Origin of the sequence: Chlorogloeopsis sp. ULAP02 (genome assembly GCF_038404745.2) — a bacterium.
GTDB lineage: Bacteria > Cyanobacteriota > Cyanobacteriia > Cyanobacteriales > Nostocaceae > Chlorogloeopsis.
Genome location: NZ_JAYKTT020000081.1, coordinates 246,758 through 272,807, shown reverse-complemented (window position 1 = coordinate 272,807; position 26,050 = coordinate 246,758). Strand labels below are relative to the sequence as shown.

General features: G+C 41.9%; 23 protein-coding genes and 1 tRNA gene. 15 read left to right on the top strand and 9 right to left on the bottom strand.

The genetic code is table 11. The annotated features are described in order from the left end of the window. The first annotated feature begins 52 nt into the window (after window positions 1-52). From kdpC to U2718_RS30065, 5 genes are all read left to right on the top strand, one after another. Window positions 53-655, top strand: a complete 603-nt coding sequence (gene kdpC / locus U2718_RS30085) for a K(+)-transporting ATPase subunit C (RefSeq protein WP_342001164.1) — start codon at window positions 53-55, stop codon at window positions 653-655. 49 nt (window positions 656-704) lie between these two features. Continuing rightward, entirely contained in the window at window positions 705-1,877 is a 1,173-nt protein-coding gene (locus U2718_RS30080) for a universal stress protein (RefSeq protein WP_342001162.1), read from the top strand. 154 nt (window positions 1,878-2,031) lie between these two features. Next, window positions 2,032-3,216: an anhydro-N-acetylmuramic acid kinase gene (locus U2718_RS30075; protein ID WP_342001160.1), complete on the top strand. Its 1,185-nt coding sequence runs from the start codon at window positions 2,032-2,034 to the stop codon at window positions 3,214-3,216. A 269-nt stretch (window positions 3,217-3,485) separates the two neighbouring features. Continuing rightward, entirely contained in the window at window positions 3,486-3,935 is a 450-nt protein-coding gene (locus U2718_RS30070; protein ID WP_342001158.1) for a hypothetical protein, read from the top strand. 364 nt (window positions 3,936-4,299) lie between these two features. Then, entirely contained in the window at window positions 4,300-5,868 is a 1,569-nt protein-coding gene (locus U2718_RS30065) for a serine/threonine-protein kinase (RefSeq protein WP_342001156.1), read from the top strand. 462 nt (window positions 5,869-6,330) lie between these two features. Here U2718_RS30065 and U2718_RS30060 read toward each other — a convergent pair whose 3' ends face one another. The 4 genes from U2718_RS30060 to U2718_RS30045 form a co-directional block, all read right to left on the bottom strand. Further along, window positions 6,331-6,531 (bottom strand): NblA/ycf18 family protein, encoded by a 201-nt coding sequence (locus tag U2718_RS30060; RefSeq protein ID WP_289792443.1) that lies wholly within the window; start codon window positions 6,529-6,531, stop codon window positions 6,331-6,333. A gap of 591 nt (window positions 6,532-7,122) precedes the next feature. Then, a complete protein-coding gene (locus tag U2718_RS30055; RefSeq protein WP_342001152.1) occupies window positions 7,123-7,848 on the bottom strand; it encodes a Stp1/IreP family PP2C-type Ser/Thr phosphatase in 726 nt (241 codons plus the stop codon). 15 nt (window positions 7,849-7,863) lie between these two features. Next, a complete protein-coding gene (locus U2718_RS30050) occupies window positions 7,864-9,549 on the bottom strand; it encodes an AarF/ABC1/UbiB kinase family protein (RefSeq protein ID WP_342001150.1) in 1,686 nt (561 codons plus the stop codon). 209 nt (window positions 9,550-9,758) lie between these two features. Continuing rightward, the gene (locus U2718_RS30045; protein WP_342001148.1) at window positions 9,759-10,085 is read right to left on the bottom strand and encodes a DUF6825 family protein; all 327 of its coding nucleotides are present in this window, start codon (window positions 10,083-10,085) and stop codon (window positions 9,759-9,761) included. A gap of 352 nt (window positions 10,086-10,437) precedes the next feature. On the opposite strand from U2718_RS30045, the gene U2718_RS30040 reads away from it, so the two are divergent. After that, window positions 10,438-11,388 carry a LysR family transcriptional regulator gene (locus U2718_RS30040; RefSeq protein WP_289792439.1) on the top strand — a complete coding sequence of 317 codons (951 nt, stop codon included), beginning with the start codon at window positions 10,438-10,440 and terminating at the stop codon, window positions 11,386-11,388. Between the two features lie 228 nt (window positions 11,389-11,616). On the opposite strand, the gene U2718_RS30035 is transcribed toward U2718_RS30040, so the two are convergent. Further along, complete coding sequence (locus tag U2718_RS30035; RefSeq protein ID WP_342001144.1) at window positions 11,617-14,334, bottom strand: CBS domain-containing protein; 2,718 nt, start codon at window positions 14,332-14,334, stop codon at window positions 11,617-11,619. A gap of 166 nt (window positions 14,335-14,500) precedes the next feature. Between U2718_RS30035 and psbZ the strand changes: the two genes are divergently transcribed. From psbZ to U2718_RS30010, 5 genes are all read left to right on the top strand, one after another. After that, a complete protein-coding gene (psbZ, locus tag U2718_RS30030) occupies window positions 14,501-14,689 on the top strand; it encodes a photosystem II reaction center protein PsbZ (protein WP_016872715.1) in 189 nt (62 codons plus the stop codon). A 317-nt stretch (window positions 14,690-15,006) separates the two neighbouring features. Beyond that, the gene (ribH, locus tag U2718_RS30025) at window positions 15,007-15,585 is read left to right on the top strand and encodes a 6,7-dimethyl-8-ribityllumazine synthase (protein ID WP_016872714.1); all 579 of its coding nucleotides are present in this window, start codon (window positions 15,007-15,009) and stop codon (window positions 15,583-15,585) included. A gap of 200 nt (window positions 15,586-15,785) precedes the next feature. Beyond that, window positions 15,786-15,857 (top strand) — tRNA-Gly (locus tag U2718_RS30020). A gap of 435 nt (window positions 15,858-16,292) precedes the next feature. Continuing rightward, window positions 16,293-16,700 carry a hypothetical protein gene (locus U2718_RS30015; RefSeq protein WP_342001140.1) on the top strand — a complete coding sequence of 136 codons (408 nt, stop codon included), beginning with the start codon at window positions 16,293-16,295 and terminating at the stop codon, window positions 16,698-16,700. A 4-nt stretch (window positions 16,701-16,704) separates the two neighbouring features. Next, window positions 16,705-17,970 carry a glutamate-5-semialdehyde dehydrogenase gene (locus U2718_RS30010; RefSeq protein ID WP_342001139.1) on the top strand — a complete coding sequence of 422 codons (1,266 nt, stop codon included), beginning with the start codon at window positions 16,705-16,707 and terminating at the stop codon, window positions 17,968-17,970. Here the strand turns inward: U2718_RS30010 and U2718_RS30005 are convergent, their stop codons facing one another. The 3 genes from U2718_RS30005 to U2718_RS29995 form a co-directional block, all read right to left on the bottom strand. Next, window positions 17,971-19,050 (bottom strand): fatty acid desaturase, encoded by a 1,080-nt coding sequence (locus U2718_RS30005; RefSeq protein ID WP_342001137.1) that lies wholly within the window; start codon window positions 19,048-19,050, stop codon window positions 17,971-17,973. 182 nt (window positions 19,051-19,232) lie between these two features. Continuing rightward, window positions 19,233-20,306 carry a fatty acid desaturase gene (locus tag U2718_RS30000; RefSeq protein WP_342001136.1) on the bottom strand — a complete coding sequence of 358 codons (1,074 nt, stop codon included), beginning with the start codon at window positions 20,304-20,306 and terminating at the stop codon, window positions 19,233-19,235. A 251-nt stretch (window positions 20,307-20,557) separates the two neighbouring features. Next, window positions 20,558-21,376: an acyl-CoA desaturase gene (locus tag U2718_RS29995; protein WP_342001134.1), complete on the bottom strand. Its 819-nt coding sequence runs from the start codon at window positions 21,374-21,376 to the stop codon at window positions 20,558-20,560. Window positions 21,377-21,462: 86 nt separating this feature from the next. Between U2718_RS29995 and U2718_RS29990 the strand changes: the two genes are divergently transcribed. Continuing rightward, window positions 21,463-22,692 carry a methionine gamma-lyase family protein gene (locus U2718_RS29990; RefSeq protein WP_342001133.1) on the top strand — a complete coding sequence of 410 codons (1,230 nt, stop codon included), beginning with the start codon at window positions 21,463-21,465 and terminating at the stop codon, window positions 22,690-22,692. Window positions 22,693-23,136: 444 nt separating this feature from the next. Next, window positions 23,137-24,015, top strand: a complete 879-nt coding sequence (locus U2718_RS29985) for a glycosyltransferase family A protein (RefSeq protein ID WP_342001131.1) — start codon at window positions 23,137-23,139, stop codon at window positions 24,013-24,015. Between the two features lie 7 nt (window positions 24,016-24,022). Here U2718_RS29985 and U2718_RS29980 read toward each other — a convergent pair whose 3' ends face one another. Beyond that, window positions 24,023-25,222 carry a Coenzyme F420 hydrogenase/dehydrogenase, beta subunit C-terminal domain gene (locus U2718_RS29980; RefSeq protein ID WP_342001130.1) on the bottom strand — a complete coding sequence of 400 codons (1,200 nt, stop codon included), beginning with the start codon at window positions 25,220-25,222 and terminating at the stop codon, window positions 24,023-24,025. A gap of 58 nt (window positions 25,223-25,280) precedes the next feature. Here U2718_RS29980 and U2718_RS29975 point away from each other — a divergent pair, with 58 nt between their 5' ends. Both U2718_RS29975 and U2718_RS29970 read left to right on the top strand, forming a co-directional pair. Then, window positions 25,281-25,460, top strand: a complete 180-nt coding sequence (locus tag U2718_RS29975) for a type II toxin-antitoxin system HicB family antitoxin (protein WP_342001128.1) — start codon at window positions 25,281-25,283, stop codon at window positions 25,458-25,460. Then, window positions 25,457-25,672 carry a hypothetical protein gene (locus U2718_RS29970; protein ID WP_342001127.1) on the top strand — a complete coding sequence of 72 codons (216 nt, stop codon included), beginning with the start codon at window positions 25,457-25,459 and terminating at the stop codon, window positions 25,670-25,672. The genes U2718_RS29975 and U2718_RS29970 overlap by 4 nt, the downstream gene beginning before the upstream one ends. Window positions 25,673-26,050 lie beyond the last annotated feature (378 nt).

The following is a 26,050-nucleotide window of genomic DNA, read 5'->3' as shown; positions in this document are numbered from 1 at the left end:
ATTAAAAAATAAACACCTTTATCGGTAACCCAGGCAACTAAGGACAGTTTTTATGTCTATTATTCAAGAAATAGCCAGAACTATTCGCATTACTATAATTCTTTGGTTAGTCACCGCAATTATTTATCCTGTCATTATCTGGGGAGTAGGTCAAACTGCCTTTAAATTCCACGCGAATGGCAGCATTATGCAAAATATTCAAGGAGAAGCAATTGGTTCGGCTTTGATTGGGCAACAGTTCCGCTCCGATCGCTATTTCCAAGGACGCCCTAGTACTGTTAGATATAGCCAAGGAAAAATAGGCAAACCATACGGAATATCAGGTGCCAGCAACCTTGCTCCCAGTAGTCCAGATTTACTCAATCGAATTGTAGAACGAGCCAACGAATTCACAGACGAGAATATTCAACCCTTTGCCGACCTTATTTATACCTCTGGTTCTGGCTTAGATCCTCATATTACAGTGAGAACAGCCCAGGAGCAGCTAGAGAGAGTTGCTCGTGCGCGTGGTATTAACCGAGAAGAAATATTACCGTTACTAAGACAGTACACAGATGGCAAATTTTTAGGAGTTTTTGGAGAGGCTGGCGTGAATATTTTGAAATTAAATTATGCACTTGATCTTCAAGAAATTAACCGTAGAGAAAATCAGTAATTTGGAATAGATATCAACTCACTTTTAAGATGATATTACCAAAGGTGAAATGTTGGGCAAAGATAACCTCAATTCAGTAAATACTACACCATTAATTACTGCTAATCTCCCTATTCATCCACCACGGCGGGGTAAACATAAAATATTTATCGGTATGGCTCCAGGAGTTGGCAAAACCTACCGAATGCTAGAAGAAGCCCATTTGCTCAAAGAAGAAGGTATTGATGTTGTGATTGGGTTGTTGGAAACCCACGGACGCAAAGAAACAGCAGAAATGGCTGAAGGTTTAGAAATAGTACCTCGTCAAAAAATTCCACGCGGTAATTTGATACTGATGGAAATGGATACGGACGCAATTGTAGCGCGATCGCCTCAGCTAGTCTTAGTCGATGAACTAGCACATACCAATGCCCCCGGTTTACCCCACGAAAAACGCTACCAAGATGTAGAAGTTATTTTGCAAAACGGCATTGATGTCTACTCCACTATGAATATTCAGCATTTGGAGAGTCTTAATGACTTAGTAGCAAGAATTACTGGAGTGGTAGTACGAGAGCGCATACCCGACCGTATTCTCGATGAAGCAGATGAAGTTGTAGTAGTAGATGTTACACCTGAGACACTGCAAGAAAGGTTACTGGAGGGTAAAATCTACGCCCAGCCAAAAATTCACCAAGCACTCAATAACTTTTTCCAGCGCCGTAACTTGATTGCTTTGCGAGAGTTAGCCTTGCGAGAGATAGCAGACAACGTTGAAGAAGACGCAAGAGAACTTAGTGCCAGTCTTCCTAACGGCAACCTCAATGGTGAAGTATGTAATATACACGAACGAGTAATGGTATGTGTTTCCACTTATCCAAATTCCTTACAATTATTGCGTCGAGGAGCGAGGTTGGCTAACTACATGAATGCTCCTCTTTTTGCTTTATTTGTAGCCGATCTAGACCGTTTTCTCACAAAAGAAGAAAGCCTACACATAGATATGTGTGAGAAGCTTTGTCAAGAATTTGAAGGTACTTTTATTCGTGTAACCAACAGTAATATCGCTAAAGCGATCGCCGAGGTTGCTCATCAATACCACATTACCCAGATTATCATCGGTGAAAGTCAGCGATCACGCTGGCAAATACTCCTCAAAGGCTCTTTAACTCAAAAATTAGTGAGGTTGCTCAAAAACGTTGATTTGCATATAATCGCTACCGAGAAACAGAGAGAGGAGTGAGGGACATGGGACATGGAGAGGGGGAGACATGGAGACACGGAGAAGGGGAGTTGTAGCGACTGCCGGGCGGGTTTTGTTGATAATCTTTGGGGTTCAAACTGATAATTTATCTTCTAAACCCGCCCCTACTAACCACTAACCACTAACCAAAAAAATGACTCGTGTGATCGGTTTAATGAGCGGTACATCTGTAGATGGCATAGACGCCGCTTTAGTAGACATTTCCGGTACAGATTTTGATTTAAAAGTGGAATTGATAGCTGGGGCAACCTATCCCTACTCAAAGGAACTCAGAGAACGCATCTTAGCTGTTTGTAGTGGAAAAGCCATCTCTATACAAGAATTTGCAGAATTAGATGATGCGATCGCTCAAGCTTTTGCCCAAGCCGCACAAAAGATTCAAATCGGTAACGAAACTGCTAGTTTGATTGGCTCCCATGGTCAAACAGTTTACCATCGACCGCCAAGTAGGGGACAGGGAACAGGGGACAGGGGACAGGGTGAGACTTTTCCTAATCCCCGATTCCTTGGTTACAGCCTTCAACTTGGCCGTGGTGCTGTAATTGCTAACATAACAGGTATCACGACAGTCAGTAACTTCCGTGTAGCAGATATTGCTGCTGGTGGACACGGTGCGCCCCTTGTACCTCGTGTAGATGCGGCTTTACTTAGTCATCCTCAAGAGGCGCGTTGTATTCAAAATATTGGTGGAATTGGTAATGTTACTTATATACCAGCGCGTCAAGACAACTGGCTAGAAAAGATTCGCGGTTGGGATACCGGGCCGGGCAATAGCCTGTTGGATCTGGCAGTACAATATTTAACAAATAATGCTAAAACTTACGATGAAAACGGTGCTTGGGCAGCAAGTGGTACTCCCTGCCATGCACTGGTAGAACAGTGGCTGGAGCAAGATTATTTTCATCTGCCACCACCCAAATCTACTGGACGGGAATTATTCGGTGTTAGTTATCTGCAACAGTGTATCAAAGACACCGAAACTTACCAACTAAGCCCTGCTGACTTGCTCGCGACTCTTACAGAACTTACAGCAGTTTCGATTGTTCACAGTTACCGCACTTTTTTACCGCAAATGCCACAAGGGGTATTGCTATGTGGTGGTGGCAGTCGTAATCTCTATTTAAAACATCGCCTTCAAGAACTTCTAGCACCTGCACCAGTTTTAACCACAGATGAAGCAGGATTAAGCGCAGATTTTAAAGAAGCGATCGCTTTTGCAGTCTTAGCTTACTGGCGAAAATTAGGTACTCCAGGTAACCTTCCATCAGTCACCGGAGCACATCAAGAAGTACTTTTAGGAGAAGTTCACGAACCATAATTAGTCATTAGCCATTGGTCATTTGTCATTGGTAGGGGCGAGTTTTGTTGATAATCTTTGGGTTCAAACAGATAATTTATCTTCTAAACCCACCCGTACAGTAGTTAGTAGTTAGTGTTTTATTACTCCCTCTCTCCCTCTCTCCCTCTCTCCCTCTCTCCCTCCCGGTGTCCCCGCATCCCCGTGTCACCGTGTCACCTGTCCCCTGTTCCCCTCCCCAGCTAAGGGCTATACTGTTGGCGATACTCGATTAATAGCAGGGTGACAAGGTGGATCATACATTTTTACTGGAACCAGGACGCTGGACGTTGCAAGGAAGTTGGCTAGAACGTAATGGTATTCTAATCAGCGTTAAGGGTATGACCTTGGTGGCTTGGAATCGAGATAATTGGTTTACGATGGCAACAAAATTAATATTTCCAGGCAGTGATCTTGCGGACATTGCTTTGCAATACAAAGGACGTATGGATCGGGGAAATAGACAGTATAATTTCTTACTTCAGCATAATCTTTTAGGACAGATTGAAGGAGAAGGTTGGATTGGTATAGATACTATTGTGCAGCGTTACTGGGTATTAAGCGATCGCGAACGTCGTAGTGGTTTTGAGACTTTGCACCGCATCAATCATGATACTTATTACCTCACTAGTGGCATCATGGTTGGTCACTACTTAAGTAGCACAATGGAAGCCAATATAGAGCGTCAACGCGTTAACTAACTACTTGTACGGGCGGTTTTTGCCAATAATTTCTCTGTCAAACCGACAATTTATCTTTTAATTCCGCACGCCAGTTGCTACAACAAAAGAGCCAGTGCTACTTCACCTGTGCACTAGCTCCCCTACTAATGACAAATGACTAACTACTAACCATTTCCTTTTTGAAAGTTAATTAAACGTGGCAAAAATGGGCAAAATAAATCAGACACAAAGTTAGGAATACTACAAGCTATCAAAGTAAATTAGCCATTCCTATCTATGAGGGGCCAACTTTCCCATTCACACAATTATCACCACCCTATTTCTTGAGGCTGGTGAAATTCGCTCTTTTTAAATATTAAATTAAATTGGAGTCGAAGTTTCTATGTCAGACCCCAATGTTGGTCGCTTACTCAGCAATCGCTATCAGCTTCAAGATTTAATTGGTACAGGAGCAATGGGACGAGTCTATCGTGCCAAGGATCTATTATTGGGAGGCGTACCCGTTGCCGTTAAATTTCTTGCTTTATCTGTCCAAAATAACAAAATGCGATTACAGGAGCGTTTTGAGCGAGAAGCGAAAACCTGTGCGTTATTAGGACAAAAAAGCATTCATGTTGTCCGAGTTATGGATTATGGCGTAGATGAAAATAATACCCCATTCTACGTTATGGAATATTTACAAGGAATTAGTCTCAGTGATGTTATTCGTAAGCAGCACCTATCTTTACCAAGATTCTTGAGTTTTGTACGTCAAATCAGCTTAGGATTACAGGCTGCTCACAATGGCATTATGGTAGAAGGCAAAATCTGTCCGATTATCCATCGCGATATCAAGCCCAGCAATATGCTGGTAATTCAAGATGCCAGTTTTGGAGAATTAGTCAAAGTTTTAGATTTTGGGATCGCTAAATTATTACAAGCAGATAACAATTATACAAACTACTATTTAGGTACGCTGGCTTATTCTTCACCTGAACAAATGGATGGTAAGGAATTAGACAACCGTTCTGATATTTATAGTTTAGGTGTAATGATGTTTGAAATGCTCACGGGAAAAATGCCCTTAGTGGCGCCAACACACTCGTTTGGAGCATGGTATAAAACACATCATCAAAAGTCACCACGTTCTTTTGCAGAAGCTGCCCCGACTCTGCAACTACCAAATGAAGTAAAAAATTTGGTTATGAGTTGTCTTGCGAAAGTACCAGGCGATCGCCCTCAAACTGTTGGTGAAATTCTTAAGGTTCTAACATCCCTAGAGCAAATCGAGGTTGCCCATACTCAACAGCCAGGCATTAGCACATCGGCTTCTGGATCGCTTTTTGTACCCCCAACCATAAAAGCGGACTTTGAGCACAAACCCAAGCTAGATTCTACAATCACGCCATCCAATAGTGAAATTACTCAACAATTCTCCTGGCCTCAAAATAAACCCATCGCTAATATTGTTTTTCCTCATCCCATCCGCATCCAAGCAGAACTAATTCCAGCTTTGTGGATTATGCTTCCCCAAGAAGAAATTCAAAAGCGCTTAGTTTGTATCCGTTACAATCAATTTCTTTTCATCGCTACTCCTCATCCCATGTTGCTATGGATTACTGTTATCTATAACCGCAAACATGGCCCTAAATGGTTGCCTTACTATCTTGATCTCAAAACAAATATCGGCCAAGAAATAGCTCGCCTCTTGGCAGAAAAAGGTTTCTACCGCTTACTTTTTTTTGCTAGAGAAACACCAAATAGATGTAGTAAGGTGCTACTTTCTACTATTGCTCCTGTTCAACGTCAACATTTGCAACAGTGGGTAACGACAAGTAATACATCGGCGTCTCCTTGTGAACCCCAACTTAGCAAAAGTTTACTCAAGGTCGAATACGAAAACTTAAAACCTCAGATTCTAGCAAAGTTAGAAGGACTTGATACTGATTTACCCTTCGACCTTTCTGCCTAATATGCAAAAAACATCACCTTATAGAACGCCAGTACTAAAACTTTATTTAGATATTAAGTATTGTTAAGGGAGTCTATCTAAAGTTACAAAATAAAGTTATAAAAAATATAAATGACTCCTTACAAGAGTATCGAAGGTTGAGTTAAATTCATACTGTACAGATAGGTTTCTGTGCAGTTTTGCATTGTGACAAAACGTGGACAAGCTTGAGTAAGTTTGGCTTCTATGAGGTATTTTGCTATCACAAGCGCAAGATGAATTCTCAACGCCAAAATTTAGATTGAGACTTTGTTTGTTTACCAAACTTGCGAATAGACAAGTTTTTGTAGTCTAGGTCTCGTTTTTGAGAGCGTGATGTCTTTTGAAGAGTAACTCATTAAAGTTGACGCCCCGGCATCCCCAGCTCCTTTCCTCGTTGGAACCGAGCAAGAGAAGGAGGTCGCCCACTGCGACACAAGGCTTCTACGCTGCCCAAGAAGAGCCGGCATCTAATCCCCACTGGTGCTTAAGAAGTTCTTTGTAAGTAGCTTCTCGTACGACCATTTGTTCATAAAGTTTAACCAAGAAGTCTTTAGCTTGGTCGTGACTCATGTTTTGTACTTGAGTAGCGAAAGAGCGGATGCTAAATTGCTGTTCCAAAGTTAGTTCGATTGGCTTGTCCATGATTAACTCCTAAAAAATTAAGTAAATGTGATCTTAGTCACTAAAGCCCCAAAAGACGATTTATTTAGGGGTAGTACTTTGTCATATATTTGTTCCTCCTATTTTAAGAAAGATAACAAAGGTTTGACAAATTTGCCCATAATCTTTTGGAGTGTTTTTTGCTGGGTGACGTTTTGTTTTTTCAGCCTACTGATATAAACCTCAAGTCTACCGTTGCCAATTTCGGTGATTTTAAGGGTTTTTTAAGCCCTTGAGGTTGGGTTTCTTTCTCCCCATAACAGGTAGGTTAGTCTCCTACTTTATCAAAGCAAGTCAGATATTTTTGTGTTGTTGTTATCTGCCGTTTAATTTTACAGATAGCAACAGTCTTGCTGGAACTGGAAAAAGAGGGAGAAGTGTAAGCGTGAATTATATTGCCATACTTTATTAATTGCAAGATGTCAACCTGTCAAATAATGTAAATTCAACCTCCGTAGATGGCTGACTGCGGAGGTTAAATGTATTTTTATCAAGTTGTAAAAGGGAAAAATGCTCAATCTGAACAAAACGATGAGTATATTTACCGCAAAAATAGATAAGACTTATTTGAGATTAATCAGCAGCGACAATGACGACAGTAATATTATCGTGTCCACCATGGTGCTTTGCGGCTTCAACTAAGGAAATAGCGGCTTTTGCTACCGAAGGGCTTTCTTGGAGGTAGCAAGCAATATTTTCATCGACAAGTTCTTCTGTTAAACCATCACTGCACAACAGCAAGCGATCGCCCACTTTGATATCTAGTTGCTGGACTTCAACCTGATTTAGATCTTCACGTCCCAAACAACGAGACAAGACGTGACGAAAAGGATGAATTCGTGCTTCGTCTAGAGAGATATCACCCATCTTCAGAGCACGTGCTACCCAGGTGTGATCTTCGGTAATCTGTTCTAATTGAGAATCTCGAAAACGATACAATCTAGAGTCACCAACATGAGCGCACCAAGGTGGCTCTCCGGGGCGAAAAATTACCACCACAACTGTTGTCCCCATATCAGCACGTTCGGGATGATTGTGCTGATCTTGCAAAATCGCTTCATTTGCCTTAAATAAAGCTTCCTCCAAAAGCTGGGAAGAAGATTTAGAAGCATTCCAATTCTCAGTTAAATATTTGTGAATTTCCTGCGTAGCGATATGGCTTGCCTGCTCACCTCCTGCATGACCACCCATACCATCAGCAACAATGAAAAAGCGTCCTTCTGGATCGGTATAGTAAGCATCTTGATTATTAGAACGAATAAGTCCCGAATCACTAAGACCGGTAAAATGAAGTTTCATATATTCTTGCATCAATTAATACATACGGTCATAACGGTCGAGGCGCATCACCAGCCTAATCAGCAGCCAGGATATAACCGCTGCGATTAAAGCGATAAATATTGCCAGCCATAGATAATGGTTAACGAATAAAATCGTTGCTGAAACTGTAAAAGCACTGACTAACAGGGCATAGGTTGTCCCTAACTGAATATTACTCTGTCTACGCAACAGACGCTCTGTTTCTATAGACCGGAAGCGAACACGTACATCTCCGCGCTCTAATTTTTCTAACGTATCTTCCAGTCTACGTGGTAGTCCCAGCGCTGTGCTACTTACTTGAACAGCTTGCTTGCCTAATTCATTGAAAAAGCTGTTCGTATCAGAACCATTCATATTAGTCATAAGCTGCATTGCATACGGTTTAGCAACTTCCATAAAGTTAAATTCAGGATCTAAGCCTTTGCCCACGCCTTCTAGAGTCGAGAAGGCTCGCATCACGAAAGTGAACGTCGCTGGAAATCTAAAAGGCTGATTATAAGCTATCTCGTACAAATCGTCACTAATAGCAGCTACGGACTGATTTTCAAAAGGCTTATCCATGAAATGATCCAGCATATACTGGACAGAACGTCGCACTGGCCCCATATCTTCTGCTGGTGCTAATGCGCCCAAATCAATTAAGGATTTGACAACGCGATCGCCATCTTTAGAAGCGATACCAAATAGCGTTTCCATTAGCCCTTCGCGGATATTAGATTTAATCCGCCCCATCATGCCGAAATCGTAGAATATTAAAGCACCTTCGGGGTCAACAGCAATATTACCAGGATGGGGATCAGCGTGGAAAAAGCCATCATTTAATAGCTGAAGCAGGTAAGCTTGAGCGCCCTGACGGGCGATTTGTTTACGATCCAAGCCCGCAGCCTCTAAAGCTTCGTATTGGCTAATTTTAATACCAGGAAGATATTCGAGTGTTAGCACTCGTGAGGAGGTGTAGCGCCAATAAATACGTGGCACTTTCACCCAATCGAAAGCACGAAAATTGCGACGAAAAGTATCAGCATTACGTCCTTCGTTAAGATAATCTATCTCTTCCCAAAGAATGCGGCAACACTCTTCATAGATACCAATCCAATCTCGTCCTCGTCCCCATTCGGGATGATTTTGAAAATAGCGGGCAATACCTCTGAGAATTTTTAAATCTATTTCAAATAGCTTTTTTAGCCCAGGGCGTTGCACCTTAACAACAACTGCTTCCCCCGAATGCAGCACTGCTTTGTGTACTTGCCCTAAACTAGCAGCAGCTAAAGGAATCGGTTCAAAACTCTCAAAGAGTTCGGGAATTTTTTTGCCCAGTTCTTGTGCAACGATCGCTTCTACCTGCTCATAGCTAAAAGCAGGTACTTTATCTTGTAGCTTGGCAAGTTCTTCAACATATTCACTGGGGAATATATCGGCACGGGTAGAAAAAAGTTGCCCAACTTTAATGAAAGTTGGCCCCAGGTCTAGTAGAGTATTACGAATCCAGACTGCTTGTGTTTTACGTCTAGCAGTTTGCTTTACTTCGGTAACTCCACTTGGGTAACTCCAAGACTTTTTATAAAGCCAAAGCTTGAACAATAAGGTCAATACAAATGACCAAATGTCCACAAAACGCCGTTTACTGGAATAGTTTTCGCGATTCCAACGGTATGCTTTATCTGTATAACCTTGTTCCATAAGTTTTGCGTACCGCTGGTTTTTAACCGAATCACTGGGGATGGAAGACACTCTTAACCCTAATTGGTTGTTGGTTGTTATTTGTTGTTGTTAGGTGTGGGTTATTTACAACTCATCACTGTACGGGCGGGTTTTAGGGACAACTCTCTAAACTTTATGAAATATTTTCTACATCAACCCGCCTCTAAATCAATATGGGTTTATTTTTATCAGCCTTTACTACTGCGATAACGTTGTAATTCTGTTCGCAGGAGGGCGATTTCTGCTCGCAGTTCATCAATCATTGCTTGCAAATCAATAGGTTCGGAACCAGTTTGCCTAACTACTGTAGTATTAACACCACTAGCAGTTGCATCAGCAGCTCGATTTGCGCGCTCCATGACTTCTTCTGTAAACTGGCGCATTTCTTCTCTGAGTTCAGCATCAAGTTTGCCTAGTTCACTCAAAGCATCGGTAAAGGCATTTTCTAAACGTTCAGAAAGAACTTCAGCTACTGCTCTGCCTACAAAAAATGCTTGTACAAGGGGGTTACTCATAAATTTTTGTTACGCCTATCCGCAAAAAAATTATAACTTGCCCGTCTGCTTTGCTGCTTCTGCTTTTGTGTTGGCAATAGAAATATATAGACTTGCAATTTGGTGATTTTATTGCAGGTCGCTCTATAGCTATATATTCATCCTTATTAATAGCCAACTGCCGACAGTACTAACTTTGAGAGATTGCATAGGAACCAGCATTATGACTTGAGGTATTATACTGTTCGACTTAAACAACATAAATGTTGTTAAACTACTGTATATTAAGATTAAGCAACCCTCATGTTGTTAAACTTCTCTACGCAGAGAGCTAGAAAGCGCTGGTAAGTTATCTATTAGTAAACGTGTTTCCATGAAAAGTTCTTTAGGGGAAATCAGACAAAAGGATATGTTCCTGAAGTCTATTACGCTCGATCAGTTACAGGCTTTTGAAGCAGCAGCAAGGCACAGTAGCTTCACCCGTGCGGCAGAAGAGTTGTTCGTAACTCAGCCTACAGTGTCTATGCAAGTTAAGCATTTAACACAGGCTATTGGCATGCCCCTATTTGAACAAGTAGGTAAGCGTGTCTTCCTTACAGAAGCAGGAAAAGAAGTTTTAAGTACCTGTCAAGAAATATTTCAGTGCTTAGGACGGTTAGAAACAACTATAGATGACTTGAAGGGGATGAAACAGGGGCGACTGCGGCTAGCGGCAGTGACTACGACTAAGTATTTCATTCCTAAATTACTAAAACCATTTTGCGAACTTTATCCTGGTGTTAGTGTTTCTCTGGAGGTTACCAATCATGAAGCACTATTAGCAAGGCTAAATGACAACCTTGACGATTTATATATTCTCAGTTGTCCACCAGAGAGAGACGATATAGAGGCAAAGCAATTTTTAGATAATCCACTAGTTGCGATCGCTCCTGCCAATCATCCTTTAGCAAAGCAGCGTAACTTACCTCTGGAGTGTTTAGCAGAGGAACCCCTTATTGTGCGGGAAGAGGGTTCAGGAACCCGCAAGGTGATACAAAAGTTTTTTGAGCGGCATGGAATCTCACCCCGAATCAACCTAGAACTCGGCAGTAATGAAGCTATTCACCAAGCTGTAATTGACGGTTTAGGTCTTTCAGTTATATCTTTGCACACCTTAAAGTTTACAGAAGTCAAAAATCAACTCGCAATTTTGGATATAGAGGGATTGCCAATTCGTTGCCAATGGCAGGTAATATATCCCAAGAAAAAGCAGCTTTCGATTACTGCTAATACTTTCTTAGAATATTTACTCGCGACAAGTCAGCAATTTTCTGTTGAAAAATAAAATTAACACCATTGGGGAGAACTTAGAATATCCCCAAGGATAAATTTTGAGGGAACAGGGAACAGAATATCTTCCACATAATTTATACTGAGTTATAAGTTATGAGTTCTGAATTATTGAGTAATTCTTGATAGTATTGTTCAGATTCCTCTGGTAAATATGTTGTCATTGTGTAGTACTTTTTTGGTGTTTGTGTTTGCATAAAAATTTCATCTACTTAAATATCAATTACTTAGGATAATGCTGTATCAAAAAATTCTCTGCTTCTGCTCTATTTTTAATCTCTCCATCCAAGGTAGCTGCTAGTAAATCATCCAGCATTTGGCGATATTGTGGCCCCGGTTTATAACCTAATTTCTTCAAGTCATTGCCATTGAGAATTGGCTGAACGTTAGCCCAAACTGTTAAGTAATGCCATATCTGCTGTCTAATGACTCGTGAACTGTGTAGGGCAATTAAAATTAACATCGGTAAGTCATACTGGCGCAGTAACTTCACCACTTGGCTGGGGTGCTGGCAGGTAGGCAAAGATTCCTTTACCTCAGCTTCTGTCTGAGCTAAATTCTCCAAGCATTCGATACTATCTTCTTGCATTTGCAGATTTTTTGCGACTTTGGCACGATATTCTGGTGCTAAATGAGCGACGATCGCTTCTAGACGCATTTGCCAGTGAACAATCAAAGTTTGTTGGGGATCGAATCTTCGCAAACAACGTTCTAACAACCGTAATAACCGTAACAAATCCTCATCTAGCTTTAGGGTGGGATGAATGCACTGTAATGCCCCCAAGTCTCCCAGTAGCTGTAACGCCCTTTTCCAATAAGGCGCTTCTAAAATGTGTTTTAATTCTGCTTTTAGTCGTGTTTGTAGTGCAGGTGCGCGATTATTTTCTCTGGCAGTGCGATCATAAACGCCACTGTTAATGGCATAGCGAATATATTCTTCAGTTTGCGGTTCAATTTTAAATCCGAAGCGTACAGCAAAACGCACACCACGATAAATGCGGGTAGGATCTTCGATAAAGCTGTTAGCGTGTAAAACGCGAATTTGCTTCGCTTGTAAATCCAATAAACCACCAAAGAAATCAAGTAATTTACCAGCATGAGGAGGTGTGAGTCGCAGCGCTAAGGCATTAATCGTAAAATCCCGCCGATACAAATCTTGACGAATCGAACTAGCTTCAACTTCCGGATTAGCAGCGGGGTAAGGATAAAATTCAGTTCTGGCAGTGGCAATATCTACCCATAGAGAATCTAATTCTGGATCTTTGTGCCACAGTAAGGCAGCAGTTTGAAAAGCACCGTGAATTTCTAACCGTGCTGCCGGATAAATTTGTTGAAGTGCTTTTGCTAACTCCACCCCAGCACCAACATCCGCAGCTTTGTGGAAACCATCGACAACTAAATCGATATCTTGAATCATCAAGGTGCCAGAAGCTTCTTTCGCTAGCAGCAAGTCGCGTACTGCTCCGCCCACCAAATATAAATGCCAACCTCGCTGTTTGGCTTGTACAGATGCTTTGGTAAGTAATTCCCAAAGTTTAGGATCGAGGCGATCGCGTAACTCTGCCAAGTTAGGAACCTCAACATCTTCTTTGTCTCTCTCCTTCTCCCGCTCTCCCCCTGTTTTATTCCCCTCTCTTTCTTGATGCAGTTCCCGCAACACATCGGTGCGAGTAACAATCCCTACTAATTGCCTATTATCTAATACGGGTAAGCGCCCGATATCATAAGTCACCATCAATGACTCAATTTCTGGCAGTGTGGTATCTGGAGTAATTGTTTTGGGATTGTTTGTCATGTAACCTTTAACAGGCGCGTGACTAAAACCGTGGTGCAAGGCAATGTCAATATCTCGACGGGAAATAATACCTAATAACTTTCCTTGGGCATCCACTACAGATAAACCTGAATGTCCGTAGCGCAACAAAATTCGCTGTGCTTCTTCAATAGTTGTATCTGGGCGAATGGTACGAACTGGAGAAGACATTAAATCTCGTGCCGTTGGTGGATGGGGAACTTGAGCTTTTAAACCTTCTAGCAGTTGATTTAAAACTTCCTCATAGCTTGCTCCCCTTAAATTTAAAGATGTGGCTTGAGAATGCCCCCCACCACCGAGTGGTTGAAATATTTTGTTGAGATTGACACCGGGAATTTGCGATCGCCCAATGATAGTTAAACGCGAATCACCATCTCCCAAAGGATATTCATCAGCTAGCAATAAGGCATTAATTTCTGTCAGTTCCATCAACTCGGAAGCAAGGCTTGATAGCCCCGGCACAAAAGCACTGGTTTGCAACCTTACCCAAGCTAAGGTATATCCTCTTACGCATAGATACTGTAAATTGTCAAGAGCTTCCGATAATAACCGCTGCAATTGTGGAGATAAACCTGGTTCAACATACTCTGCTACTACCGATAAACTTGCTCCTTGCTGCATTAACCAAGCCAACGCCAGAGCATCTCGTGGTGTGGCGTTGTCATAAGTAAGGGAACCAGTATCAACGTGGATTCCTAAAGCCATCGCCGTTGCTTCTGCTGGAGACAGAGAAATGTGTTGTTTTTGCAATTCCTCGACAATGAGAGTTGTAATTGCTCCTACAGGCGAAATATAGACTTGTGTAGCGGGGATATCGCCATTTTGTTCGAGGTGATGATCGTAAACTACGATTTTCTTCAGGTGGGGTAAATCTATCCATTCAGCAGCTTTACCCAGGCGATCGCGATGTTGCGTATCCACCACAGTCAAAGAACGAATTTTTTTTGAATTCACTGAACGCCGTTCAATCAGCGCATACTCATCTCGATGCAATGCCAAAAAATCTCGCACAGGTGGGTGAGCACCGCCAGTCAGCACAATCTTACTGCCAGGCAGCAACCGTGTTAGTCCTATCGCTGCTCCCAGGGCGTCAAAATCAGCTGTCGTATGGCACAAAATTAAATCCATAGTTATTTAGTCATGAGTCATTAGTCAATTGGTATTCAGACAGAGGACACATGACTAATGACTAAAGTGTTGCAAATTCTGCTAGCTTAACAATAAGGAAAAACTATCTGTTTTGCCCTGTAAATATTCTATCTTTAGTATTTTCGCTGTCTTGGGAGAAGGGAAAATGAGTATCATATTCCAATTTGCTTTGCTCGCTTTAGTCCTCCTATCTTTTGTGATGGTGATTGGCGTTCCCGTTGCCTATGCCACCCCACAAAACTGGAATGACTCTAAAAGATTGCTGTGGCTCGGTTCTGGAGCTTGGATTGCCTTAGTACTTGTAGTCGCGGCATTGAGCTTTTTCGTAGTTTAGATAAAAACTGCAATCTAGAGCAGGTTAATAGCATAGCAGAACGCGCAACTGACGCGGGGACAAACCAGACACGGGGACGTGAGGACGTGGGGACACGGAGACTCTGGGAGTTAGAGACACGGGGAATGCAAATGAAAATTTCTTTCCTCCTCTAGGGCAGGCACAAGGCACTGTCTCTACTCTCACTCTTCCATTCTCTCCCACTTTCTGCGTCACCGCGTCTCTCTTTCTCCGCGTCTATTTATCTTTGCTGCTCCTGTTGTCTTTAAAGAAGAAATGTATATATTTGCAAGAGTATAGTTGATTTAGAGGCGGTCATGGCAGTTTTCGAGGGAACTTTTACGCAGACAGAGCCTTTGCGGTTTGCACTGGTGATAGGTCGTTTCAATGACTTAGTTACCACCAAGTTGTTAGAGGGTTGTCAAGATTGCTTGAAACGCCACGGCGTCGATGTCGATCCTCACGGCTCTCAAGTCGATTACATTTGGGTACCGGGAAGTTTTGAAGTTCCGGTGGTAGCTCGCCAACTTGCACTTTCAGGTCGCTACGATGCCATAATTTGCCTGGGCGCTGTAATTAGAGGACAAACGCCTCATTTTGATTATGTTTCATCTGAGGTAGCAAAAGGTATTGCTGCTGCTTCCTTTCAAACTGGCGTACCCGTGATTTTTGGCATTTTAACTACCGACAGTATGCAGCAAGCCCTAGAACGAGCCGGCATTAAAAGTAATCACGGTTGGGATTATGCCATGAATGCTCTGGAAATGGGCAGCTTGATGCGGAAATTGCGTTCTAACCTTAATCAGCCCTATTCTGGTGATTCACAATCTCTACCACCTTCACTCAAAAGTGCCAGCGTAGGCGATTTCTCGACAGCTGGAGAAGAACTGGCTTAAGGGACTAGGGCAAGGGGCATGGAGCAAAGGGCATAGGAAAAATACAATCTCCCCAATGCCCTATCCCCGCCTCCTCGCGTCTGTTGTCCTCTTGTCCCCCTATCACCTATCCCCAATCCCCTGTCCCTTGTTCCCTCAAAATTTATTACCACCCCTTGACAATCAGCGATGATTCTGACATATTTATATATGTGGCGTTTGCGGGTATAGCTCAGTGGTAGAGCGTCACCTTGCCAAGGTGAATGTCGCGCGTTCGAATCGCGTTACCCGCTTTGAAAATTCAAACTATAATATAGTTAAATTTACTAGTATAGAAGCCTAGTTGTTGCATTTAGAACATCTAAGTTTAGTACTCCTAGTATTGACATATAGTTTTTTTAATTCTCAGGCTAACAGTAAAAATAAAAAAGTCTTTTTTCAAGAAAAAGGCAATTTTGTAAAGTGTTGAGAAAGTAGAAGTATTCCTTAGATGCAACTTAGATGCAACAAACAAGATTTATGTAGGATTAGCTACATGGCTAGATGCTCTAGTGCAGATTCTATTCGATGCTGAATTGAGCCAAAATATATCTGTAATGAACAGACACATAAACTGACTGAAATTGCTATAAAAAGAGTGCATAGGAGAGTAACTAGCCCCAAAAACATTACAAGGGGATAGTGTTGTCCCTGCTTTTGATAAACACGCTCAAGTTATAAGACCGCTTGTGCAATCCCAAAAACCAGAAAAACTTGATTTCAATAGCGATTATCCCTGTCCCTGTCGCCGTCGGGGACGGTTAGTTCCGATTACCCTGACAGAAGCATTTGGATGCGATCGCTGTCAGCAAATATTTGTAGTTGAAGATAATGGTTATGTGCTGGAGCAGCTTTCCACTACCTATCCTTACAAACGCGCTTGGCGTTGGAATGGTTCTAGCTGGCAGGTTGTTCATCCTCGTTTAGGAGAAAGCTATCTACCAGTAGCGCTCGGTATTATTTTCGTGTTAGTGATTATATGGTTGCCACTAGCACTGCGATTGGCAAGTGGATCGAGCATCATAGCTTGGGCAATGGTAGCGGTGCTGCTGGCGATTCTACCCGCACTAATGGTCTGGCTTACCTACAGACGTTAATTCAATGATAGTGGATGTTTTGGATGATAACCTCGAACCTATTGCTAGCGCTAGACGTGCATATGGCGCTTCCCTAAAGCTGGGAATTACTAAAGGCGCAGATCGCAGTCGTGCTGTCTTGGCAATGGCAGAGGCATTAAGGCACTCTTTTGACGATATTCTGGAAGCTAATACCTTAGATTTAGAAGCCAGCAGGGAAATGGCTGTACCAGATTTAATTTTGGATTGGCTGAAGCTGACGCCAAAACGACTGGAAGAGGCTGTCGAAACTTTACAAAGGTTAGGAGAGTTATCAGATCCGCTGCGACGGGTACGGAGTGCTGATTACCAACTCGAAGACTCTCAAACTTATACACAGTTAATGCCTTTGGGAGTGATAGCTTTTATTTACGAAGCCTTCCCAGAATTAGCTGTGATCGCGGCTGGTTTGTGTATCAAAACTGGCAACTCTCTAATTCTCAAAGGCAGCACGGAAGCTAGCCACTCTAACGAAGCGATCGCCAATGCCTTGCAAAATGGGATTATGGATGCAGGGTTGCCTTCTGGTTGTATCGAACTAATCAAAGCAGAACATGGCGCTTCCATCCGTGATTTGGTTACCCAAGATCAGTACCTGAATTTAGTTATTCCCTACGGACGTTCTAGTTTAATTCAGCAGGTAGTACGGCAGTCCACAGCACCAGTATTAAAGTCAGCGATGGGTAATTGTTACCTTTATTGGTCGTTGAGTGGCAGTTTAGAAATGGTGCGCTGGATGATTGTTGATAGCCACTGTAGCGAACCAGATCCTGTCAACGCCATTGAAAAAGTACTAATTCATCGCCAAGCGATGCCATCATCCTTAATCACCTTGTGGAACAGCTTACAGGAAAAAGGCTTTGAAATCAAAGCAGATGCGGAACTTGTAGAAGCTTTTCCGCAACTGCACTTAGCAAAGGATGGAGAATGGGGAAACGCTTATTTAAACAACACAGTAGCTTTCAAACTTGTAGATAGCCTAGAAGCAGCGATCGCCTGGATTAATCATTACAGTAGCGGTCATGCCGACTGTATTGTTACAGAATCTTACCAAGAAAGTCGGCAATTTGCCCTGGGAGTTAACAGTGCTTCCAGCTACATCAATGCTTCCCCGCGCTTTACTCGCAACCCTGCGCGGGGAGATGGGGTATTTCTAGGTATGTCTAATCAAAGAGGTCATCGACGCGGTTTAATTAGCTTAGAAAGTCTAACTACTGTTAAGCACATTGTACAAGGCAATGGTAGGTTTTAATCAGCTCAAATCCACCTGCCTGGGGCTAGTGTAGTAAACTTTTCTGCCAGTATCCGGTACAAAATGACAACTTGTACAGGAACGCCATAAAGCACGCAAAATAGGTTCTTCAGATTTACGAAAGTAATCACCCAAAACAGGTTTAATTGCCTCGGTTGCCTGCTGCAAATTGTAGTGAGGGATATTCAGGAAAATATGGTGGGCAACATGAGTACCAATATTGTGATGGATGTGATTGATAAAACCATAATCCCGGTCAACAGTTGAAAGAGCACCTTTGAGAAAATACCAATCTTTGCCGCGATACCAAGGGATATCAGGCTCAGTATGGTGCAAAAATGTGACTAAATCAAGCCAAATAATAAATACGATATATGGCCCAACGTAGTATTTCAGCAACCACATCCAACCCCATTCGTAGGTGAGAAACCCTAGTAAAGCGATCATCAAAGTCCAAAGCGTAGTGCTGGTAATAACATCCCATTTTTCTGAAGGTTTAAAAAGTGGGCTGCTAGGTAAAAAGTGCGATCCTGACTTGTTAGGAGAACGCTTGAACAAATACACCGGGTAAGCTAACAAAAACAAATAATAACGCCCAAGTTTTTGAATCAAAGGCATTGTTTTGTACTGTGATTCTGTAACGGGATACCAGCTTTCATCATCATCGATGTTACCAGTATTTTTGTGATGAGTTCTATGGCTAATTCGCCAGCCATGATAAGGAACAAGTATTGGCGTGTGAGATAAATGTCCAATTAAATCATTAAGCCATTTATGTTTAGAAAAAGATTGATGTCCGCAGTCATGCCCCACCACGAACAAAGCCCAAAACATCGTTCCTTGCATTACCCAAAAAATCGGCATGAAAAACCAAGAATCCCAAGTTAGAGCGATCACATACAGCAGGCTAATGCACAAAACATCACGAAAGAAATAATATAAAGATTTTCCCGTGTGAGGACGAAAACATTCCGCTGGAATTGCAGTTTTCAAATCGCCAAGAGAAAACGGTAACGTGTTTGCTTCATAGGATGATTCGCAGCTAGAAGGATTGTTTAACTGAGTAACTTTGGATTGCACTGTCTTTTGTTGTTGGATATAAATCGGAATTTTGTGAGGTATTGTCGTCTTAAATCTGCAATACCCAAGAGACTATAAACTGGCAATTCTCCACACATTTGAATAGTGAATTGCCAGCATCGGTTAGATGAACACAACTATCAACGCTTGCTTGGATTTAAACGCAGAGCTTGTGCTTTAGATCAAGCCGAACGAGAAACCGTTGATTGCGCTGCATAATAATCCTTAAAAGATTGATACCCAACATCAGTTGTGTATAGATGGCATTTGTCTGTAATCTTTGTGATTAAAGACCAAGAAAATCGGCATTCAGGATATAGATAATTCCCCCAATTTTCTTTCAGGCTGCGATGAGCTAGCCGCAAATTATAAGAAGGAATAGCTGTAGAAATATGATGAGGAACGTGGACATTAATATCATGGCAAAGAAATTCTACCCAGCGTGGGTAATCACAGTGAACTGTGCCAGACAATTGTGCTAAAGCAGGGTTCCACTTTGTTGATTCCACAAAAGGAATTTCTGGAGCAGTATGGTGAACCAAAGTAAAAGTACTCATCCAGAAATGGAAAACGAGCCAAGGGATAAACCAAAATTTGATAAATCCCCAGACACCTACAGTGGCAAATATTAAAGGGAAAAATATTACTGCGAACAGCACTACTACAGCTACAGAAAGCTTCACGCTGGATTGATCTTTAGCGCGGAATTTAGTCCAATCAAAGTGCAAAGCTGCCCAATGTAAGATTGAGGCTATCCACCATAGGCGCTTACCCATGAGCAGCTGAAAACCCCACTTTGAGAGTTTTCCCCAACTTTCATATTCTTTTGGTCTAATTGGATGCCAAGCGTTGTCTTCTTCCAATTCATTGGTGTGAGCATGGTGATAATTATGCTGAATTCGCCAACTATGGAAAGGATAAATTAACGGCATCATTATTAAATGCCCCACCAAATCGTTTACCCAGCGGCGTTTAGCAAACGAACGATGACCGCAATCATGGCCGATCACAAAAAAACCTGTCAAGGCAGTGCCAGTAAAAATCCAGGCTACAGGCAAGAGAAACCAAGGAGCAATAGTGAGACTCCAATAGCCTAAGCCAACCATTAACACATTAGTCAGAACTCCTATCCAAGCTTTGCGACGATCCTTGACAAAGCATTCCTTAGGCAGGCTTTTGATAATATCTTTGAGCTTGAAGTTGGAAGTCCCAAGGTCGTTAGCTGGCTTTAAGGTGTTTATTGTTGTTGTTGTCATGAATAACTCAAAACAAAAAACCTTACACTCAAGTCACTAAAAAAAGTGGCTTGTCGCAAAGTTCCGTAACATTAGCGATTTGGATTATATCAACCTAACGCCTCTCAATGCACGTATAAACTGCCCTGTTTCTAAAATTTAAGATTAAAAACCCCCGCTTTTTTTGGGGCTGTTGCCCAAAAGCGAGGGTAGCTAAAAATCGCACACAGCGCTACTTCATCACTAAGTGATTAACGACTAAAGTCATCTAACTACTTTTTCTCTGCCAGCTTGACATTTGTAGCCAGCCCAAGTGTCTGTAGCAGTTGAATAGTCATCCAGGTGAGGTCGATTTCCCACCATTCCAAACCATGGCGAGCCGAGTATTGATAAGCATGGTGATTATTGTGCCAACCCTCACCAAACACGAGTAAGGCCACCCACCAGCAGTTAGTTGAGTTATCTCCAGATTCGTGACTGCGATAGCCAAATTTATGGGTGGCACTGTTCACCAACCAAGTGCAATGCCAAACGAAAACAATGCGGGCAAAAATTCCCCAAACAACAAACGACCAACCACCCAAAAGCAACAGTACTACACCCAGCGCAATCTGGATGAAAATCATATTGTTGTCTAAAAACTGATAAACTGGGTCGTCGGCAATGTCTTTAGTAAAGCGAGGAATTTCTGCTTCATCATCGTCTCTTTTGTAAATCAACCAACCCATGTGGCTCCACCAAAAGCCCTTATTGGAATCGTGGGGATCTTTTTCTTGATCTGAGTACAGATGGTGCATACGGTGTGTACCAATCCACTCAATTGGCCCACCCTGACAAGCAAGTGTGCCACAAAATACTAGAAAATATTCCAACCACTTAGGAGCTTGAAAACTGCGGTGGGTAACAAGGCGATGAAATCCCAGGGTAATACCTAAGCCGCCGGTAATCCAGTAAAGAAGTAGCGCCACACCTACTGCTTTCCAGTTCCAATTACTAGGCAGTAGGACAAGCAAAGCTCCGAGATGCACACCAACGAAGAATAGGGTGTTAACCCAGTGAATTTGAGGTTTGGTTGAGGTAGCAATTGTCATGCAGTAACCTGAATAAAATTTGTTCAGCCTGAGAAAAGCGTGATTTTTAAATCCGCAATATTATTATTTTTGCAAATGGGGGACTAATGAACAGCTTGGAACAGCTGCGGCAAGCAGAACAGGCACTGTTACAGATTTTTTCTGGAATTGACGCTCAGGTCAAGCAAAATCTTCAACGAGTGTTACATTCTTTTCGCCATCACAGAGTTGGCGCACACCATTTTGCAGGTGTCACAGGATACGGACACGATGATTTAGGGCGAGAAACCTTAGATCAAGTTTTTGCCGATGTCATGGGAGCGGAAGCTGCGGTAGTACGAGTGCAATTCGTTTCGGGAACTCACGCGATCGCAACTGCCTTATTTGGTGTCCTTCGTCCTGGAGACGAAATGCTAGCGGTGGCAGGCGCACCCTACGACACATTAGAAGAAGTCATTGGTTTAAGAGGTCATAGTCAAGGCTCCCTGATTGAGTTTGGCATTAGCTACCGCCAATTGGATCTTACTCCAGAAGGAACAGTAGATTGGCAAGCTTTAAGCCACGCGATAGGCGATCGCACCCGTTTAGTATTAATTCAGCGCTCTTGTGGCTATTCCTGGCGTGCTAGCTTATCTATTTTTGAGATTGAAAAAATTATTCACATAGTCAAACAACAAAACCCCAACACCATTTGCTTTGTTGACAACTGCTACGGAGAATTCATCGATACCCGTGAGCCCACCCACGTCGGTGCTGATTTGATGGCGGGTTCTTTGATCAAAAATCCAGGTGGAACCATCGCTACTGCTGGTGGTTATGTTGCCGGTCATGCTGAATTGGTAGAAGCAGCTGCTTGTCGTCTCACCGCTCCTGGTATAGGTAGTTACGGCGGTGCTACTTTTGACCAAAATCGTTTGCTTTTCCAAGGCTTATTTCTCGCGCCCCAGATGGTAGGAGAAGCAATGAAAGGGACTCATTTAACTGGTTACGTTTTTGACAAACTTGGTTATCCAGTCAATCCCGCACCCCTTGCTCCTCGTCGTGATGTGATCCAGGCAATTAAACTTGGTTCAAAAGAAAAGCTAATTGCTTTTTGTCGGGCGATACAACAGCATTCTCCAATTGGTTCCTACCTAGATCCCGAACCAGCAGAAATGCCAGGCTATGAGAGCAAAGTAGTCATGGCTGGTGGGACATTTATTGAGGGTAGCACCCTAGAATTTTCAGCCGATGGCCCTTTGCGGGAACCGTATATTGTTTACTGCCAAGGCGGAACCCATTGGACTCATATAGCGATCGCCCTGGAAGCAGCGATAGAAGCAGTGGGAGTTGCCTAATATTCTGACATAGCCTGCTTTGGCAGTCTAGTCAAACTCACATCAGTTCAATAAGAAACAATGTACCAGATGTTTGCTTGCTGTACATCTGTTGCATATTTGTTGCATATCTATTCACAATATTTTTTTGCCTACATTACTATTTCATCAAGTTCTGAATTGATTTTCACCTTTATCAATTAACTATTTAAACAAGACGATTACTGCCTGATATTTTTGCAAATTTCATAATCATATTTTTATCACTAACTAAATTTGTTAGTGAGTAGAAGTGTGTAAATTGATTGCAACTAAATCTGATGCAGTAGTTTAAAAAATTGCCGACAATTTATTAATTTCACTAGTAAACAATCACGGTTTGCTACCAATTTTCCTCATCATAAAATTTTTGTTTGTTCGATATTCGCGCAATTAAGTAGTTTTTATCTAAGGAATTCAACTGGTATGAATTTAAGTGTAATTATAGCCTGTTATAATGCAGGTGATACAATTGTCATGCAATTAGAAGCACTAGCTCAACAAAAATGGTATGAACCTTGGGAAGTTATTTTTGCAGATAATGGTTCTAGCGATGAAACAATTGCAATTATAGAAAAATTTCAGAATAAGATGCCTAATCTGAGATTGGTTGATGCTTCTAAAAAAAGAGGAGCGGCATACGCGCGTAATGTTGGTGTAAGTTTTGCTAAAGGCAAGGCATTAGCATTTTGTGATGCAGACGATATCATTGCTCCTGGCTGGGTAGCAGCAATGGGAGAAGCACTCAAAAAGTATGACTTTGTTGCTGGACAAAAGGATTATAAAAAACTCAACGAACATTGGGTATTTGAATGCTTTGGCATCCAAGAAACTGGACTACACGAAGCCGCAGGATATTTACCATTTGCGGGTGCTAATAATCTTGGAGTTAAACGTTCTATTCATGAAGCGATCAGTGGTTTTGATGAATCAATTCTAGGCATTGAAGATGTAGATTATTGTTGGAGAATACAGCAGTTAGGAACAAAACTACACTATATTCCAGAAGCTTTAATATATTTTAGATTTCGTCACACTTTAAAAGGAATGTATCTGCGCAGCTGGAACATGGGTTGTCAAGAACCATTGTTGTATAGAAAGCATTTACCAAAAGGTATGCCTAGACTAATCACATGGAAAACTTTTGTCAAAGCAGCAGTAATACTTCCGTTACACCTTCTACTCAAAGTGCGTGATAAAAAAAGTTTGGGTAGGTGGCTAATGGATTTTGCTTGGCGTACAGGACAATTTAAGGGTTGCATTCAGTATGGATACAACCCCTTTACACAATTCAAATTTGGATAATTTTGTCTCACTCAGGCAATTTGTACTGCCCAACAATCCCCTTGGCAAATTCTGGCACATGTTCATCTAATTTCTCTGGATGATTCCGCTTCACATATAAGTAGTTGCGGGTGAAATGAGAATCAATCGAGAAACGAGCGTATTCTAAACCTTTAGGGCCGATTTTTTCAATTACTACGCCCATGAGTTTTGCTGCCCACATCGGCAGAGTCACACCTTTGTCGTAAGCTGGTATACTTTGTTGCACAGCAGCTTTGCGATCGCCTTTAGACATCACTGGCTGAGTTTCGATCTGATCTTTTACCAATTCCAGCATTTCTTTGCCGCGTTCATTTCTAACCAAAATCCACTGCCAGCCAAAAGGCGCACCCATATAACCCACAACCAAATCAGCCAAAGAGTTTACATAATCAAAACAACTCATGCACGAAGGGGCAAATACATCCTTAAGCTGGTTCGTCTTCAAGCCAAAGAAAGGCACAGTCTCTGTTGATCCATCCTCGTGCTTAAAGTGAACCCGAAAATCTTGCATAAACTCGTAATATACAACTGTATCGGGAGATTTGCTTGTGGTTTCCAGAAATTTTTGTAGCCCAGCCCGATTCACATTATCTACACAAGGCGTACCCAAAACATAAAGCTTTTCTAAACCCAGTTTTTGTTCCACGGCACGCAACGCCTGAATTTGGCAACCAACACCAATCACCAACAGCCGCTTCATCCCTGATTTTTCCACCTGTTCCAACACCGAAAGATTCGGGGAAAGCGTTGGTTTATTTACCCGTGCTGCCAGTATTTCTTCTGGAGTGCGAGCAATAATAGGCATTGGTTGAAAGCGATCTTCCTTAGTATTTTGGACGCAGACAACACCCTCTACCATGCCGCAATTTAGCATTTCAATCGCGATCGTACTCACAATACCCGTCCACTGAGCACCAGGAATTGGTTCAGTTTTCCGCGCCGCCATCATCTGTTGGTGAACACCAAAATAAAGTTCATCAGGGTTATCCAAATTGCGGGAGCGAGTATGGGTTTGTTCTTCTAGTTCATCTATCTGTTGATTAATAAAAGCGCAGGCTTCCTTGACATAGTGAATATAATATGTATCGCATAGACCGCATTCACTACATAGTTCCTTGGCAGGGCGACGGCTATTAGGTTTGAGGGCTTTGGCTTTTTTGTGTTTGCTAAAATCAACTGAAGTCATATAAATAAATTGATGGTTTTATCAAAACAGAGCTTTTATTACCATACCTTTACAGGATATGAACTTCACGATTGAAATTGAACAAGAACAGGATGGACGCTTTTTAGCAGAAGTGATAAATTTTCCTGGTGTACTAGCTTATGGACAGACGCGGGAAGAAGCTATTGCTAGAGTCAAAGCACTAGCGTTACGGGTATTGGCGGATAAGCTAGAGCATGGAGTCAAGGTAGAAGCTTGAATGGCTTCTCCCCCTTCATTCTTTGCGCTTTTTGTGTTCTTTGTGGTAGCCTGCGGCAAGCCGCTTGCGCGTCTACGTTTTTCAAAATCTTTTCAGCAAAATCAGATAATAGTAATAATGAACTACCCACTCACATCAACCAACTAGGCAAATTTCCCTTTCCCAAACACGATCGCTCTGAATTATTTATATATTGTGCGATCGCCTTTTAAAGAATTATTGCTTTTAAGTAACTATTGATAAGTGTATAGTCATCAAATTATCACAGTACATACTTCAATAAATTACAAAATGTTATATATATACTGATTTTGCATAATTATCATTCTTTTACGTCATTTACTAATTATTTTAATGTTTTAAACATTACTTGATTATTTTATGATTTTGGATAGCATCACTCGTAAACGTTGCTAAGAGCCACTTTAATTCAGTAAATATGCAAAAACGAGCAGTATAAAATACTTTTTCATCAAAAGGAACAAAAGATAATTTTTTAAGTCTAATGTTGCGTAATGTGAAAATTCGTTATAATTTTTTATTATGAGGTTCAGTTCATTTCATCTACAGCCTCAATCATCTATCTAAGA

Coding starts and splice junctions, on each gene's coding strand:
- psbZ (WP_016872715.1), top strand. CDS start 14,501: ATGAGTATCATATTCCAATTTGCTTTGCTCGCTTTAGTCCTCCTATCT.
- U2718_RS30010 (WP_342001139.1), top strand. CDS start 16,705: ATGATAGTGGATGTTTTGGATGATAACCTCGAACCTATTGCTAGCGCT.
- U2718_RS30000 (WP_342001136.1), bottom strand. CDS start 20,306: ATGACAACAACAACAATAAACACCTTAAAGCCAGCTAACGACCTTGGG.
- U2718_RS29980 (WP_342001130.1), bottom strand. CDS start 25,222: ATGACTTCAGTTGATTTTAGCAAACACAAAAAAGCCAAAGCCCTCAAA.
- U2718_RS30040 (WP_289792439.1), top strand. CDS start 10,438: ATGAAAAGTTCTTTAGGGGAAATCAGACAAAAGGATATGTTCCTGAAG.
- U2718_RS30045 (WP_342001148.1), bottom strand. CDS start 10,085: ATGAGTAACCCCCTTGTACAAGCATTTTTTGTAGGCAGAGCAGTAGCT.
- U2718_RS30080 (WP_342001162.1), top strand. CDS start 705: ATGTTGGGCAAAGATAACCTCAATTCAGTAAATACTACACCATTAATT.
- kdpC (WP_342001164.1), top strand. CDS start 53: ATGTCTATTATTCAAGAAATAGCCAGAACTATTCGCATTACTATAATT.
- U2718_RS30055 (WP_342001152.1), bottom strand. CDS start 7,848: ATGAAACTTCATTTTACCGGTCTTAGTGATTCGGGACTTATTCGTTCT.
- U2718_RS30035 (WP_342001144.1), bottom strand. CDS start 14,334: ATGGATTTAATTTTGTGCCATACGACAGCTGATTTTGACGCCCTGGGA.
- U2718_RS30060 (WP_289792443.1), bottom strand. CDS start 6,531: ATGGACAAGCCAATCGAACTAACTTTGGAACAGCAATTTAGCATCCGC.
- U2718_RS29975 (WP_342001128.1), top strand. CDS start 25,281: ATGAACTTCACGATTGAAATTGAACAAGAACAGGATGGACGCTTTTTA.
- U2718_RS29990 (WP_342001133.1), top strand. CDS start 21,463: ATGAACAGCTTGGAACAGCTGCGGCAAGCAGAACAGGCACTGTTACAG.
- U2718_RS30075 (WP_342001160.1), top strand. CDS start 2,032: ATGACTCGTGTGATCGGTTTAATGAGCGGTACATCTGTAGATGGCATA.
- ribH (WP_016872714.1), top strand. CDS start 15,007: ATGGCAGTTTTCGAGGGAACTTTTACGCAGACAGAGCCTTTGCGGTTT.
- U2718_RS29985 (WP_342001131.1), top strand. CDS start 23,137: ATGAATTTAAGTGTAATTATAGCCTGTTATAATGCAGGTGATACAATT.
- U2718_RS30065 (WP_342001156.1), top strand. CDS start 4,300: ATGTCAGACCCCAATGTTGGTCGCTTACTCAGCAATCGCTATCAGCTT.
- U2718_RS30050 (WP_342001150.1), bottom strand. CDS start 9,549: ATGGAACAAGGTTATACAGATAAAGCATACCGTTGGAATCGCGAAAAC.
- U2718_RS29995 (WP_342001134.1), bottom strand. CDS start 21,376: ATGACAATTGCTACCTCAACCAAACCTCAAATTCACTGGGTTAACACC.